Here is a 1,516-nt window from a genome sequence, read left to right as displayed (position 1 = left end):
AACGCGTTGTATCAGGCAGATATTGCAATCAGGTTTTGCGACTGCTTCGCAGCCGGACGCAGGCTTCGCCAGCTGCTATAGGGGGCGCGTATTGCCTTGGTTTTGTTGCCATACGTCGCACTTGATGAACGTAGTGCCCTGCACGCGGTTCCACCGTTATATAACCGCAGCGGGGGACGCTGTCATGAACGAGGATCGCAAGGTGCTGGCGCTTGAAGTCTGGCATTCATTGTTGGGCAAGCCAGAAATGCGCGGGACCGCTCCGGAGCAATATGAAGAGTTGCTTCGGTTGGCGGAGGATTATTGGAGACAGGGGGTCATTGATCGGGATGAAAGACGAGGATTGGTGATCGCGGCAACCGAGCGGTATGCGCGTTCGGTGGATAATGGTCGTCACGTTCAAAAATAAATGGAGCAGCATGTCTATTTCCCGCATCGGTTTTGCCTGCCAATACCGCCATCCCCAGCGCAGCCTGGCGCTGGCCGAGTTGAAAGTGATCGAGTCCGCACTCAATCCGCGCACCACCACGTTGCGCTGGATGGACAGCGTGTCGGCGCAGGTGGCCGAGGCTCGGCTTACCGAGGTCGTGGAGCACAATCTACAGGCGCAATTGCGCTTGCTGGATTACGTCGCGCAACTGCCCGCGGCCTTGCGCATGTTGCGCTTGAGCAGTGATCTGTTGCCGTTCTATAGCCATCCGAAAATCAAGGCGTTCTATCAGGACCCGGCCATCGTGCCGAAGCTGCGCGAGGGGTTTGCCGCTATCGGCTCCCGAGCACGCAGTGCCGGCATTCGTCTGTCGATGCACCCGGGGCAGTATTGCGTGTTGGGCTCGGATCGGCCCGAGGTGGTGGAAAACAGCCTCGCCGAATTCGAGTACCACGCCGACATGATCCGGATGATGGGTTACGGCGTGCGGTTCCAGGATTTCAAATGCAACATTCACATTGCCGGGCGACTGGGGGCCGAGGGGATTCGCGGGATCTGGGGGCGGTTGTCCCAGGAGGCGCGCAATTGCATCACCTTCGAGAACGAAGAGAAGGTCTACGGCGTGGATGACTGCCTGGCGCTGGCCGACCTGGCACCGGTGGTGCTGGATGTGCACCATTGCTGGATCAATGAAGAGGATTACATCGCGCCGCATTGCGACCGGGTATCGCGCATCATCGACAGCTGGCGCGGCGTGCGCCCGACCATGCACTACTCACAGCCGCAGGAGCGGTTGCAGGAGCTGGGCTTCAGTTCGCAGCAGAAGCTGGTGATGGAGGAAGTCACCCGCGTGGTGGCCAAGCGTGAGCTGTACGCTCATAGCGATCAGATGTGGAATCGGTGGACCAATGAGTATGTACTGCAGTTCATGGATCGGTTCGATGTGATGTTTGAGGCCAAGGACAAGAATGTGGCGACGTTGGCGTTTTACAACCAGTACCTAACAGCCAACGCATAACCTGTGGGAGCGGGCTTGCTCGCGAAGGCGTCAGGTCAGCTGGCATCTGCATCGTCTGACACTCCGCA

2 protein-coding genes are annotated in these 1,516 nt (G+C 58.6%); both read left to right on the top strand.

Annotated elements, in window-relative coordinates; genetic code table 11:
- Positions 1-184 precede the first annotated feature (184 nt).
- Positions 185-409 carry a hypothetical protein gene (locus tag ACW9JE_RS30685; RefSeq protein WP_457434902.1) on the top strand — a complete coding sequence of 75 codons (225 nt, stop codon included), beginning with the start codon at positions 185-187 and terminating at the stop codon, positions 407-409.
- A gap of 10 nt (positions 410-419) precedes the next feature.
- Positions 420-1,448 carry a UV damage endonuclease UvsE gene (locus tag ACW9JE_RS30680; RefSeq protein WP_457434901.1) on the top strand — a complete coding sequence of 343 codons (1,029 nt, stop codon included), beginning with the start codon at positions 420-422 and terminating at the stop codon, positions 1,446-1,448.
- Positions 1,449-1,516 lie beyond the last annotated feature (68 nt).

It is taken from the genome of Pseudomonas sp. SDO55104_S430 (assembly GCF_054070595.1).
The sequence above is the reverse complement of the archived record's forward strand: the minus strand, read 5'-3'. Positions and strand labels throughout refer to the sequence as shown.

Bases quoted from the DNA above. Each gene is read 5' to 3' on its own strand.
- ACW9JE_RS30685 (WP_457434902.1), top strand. From the start codon at position 185: ATGAACGAGGATCGCAAGGTGCTGGCGCTTGAAGTCTGGCATTCATTG.
- ACW9JE_RS30680 (WP_457434901.1), top strand. From the start codon at position 420: ATGTCTATTTCCCGCATCGGTTTTGCCTGCCAATACCGCCATCCCCAG.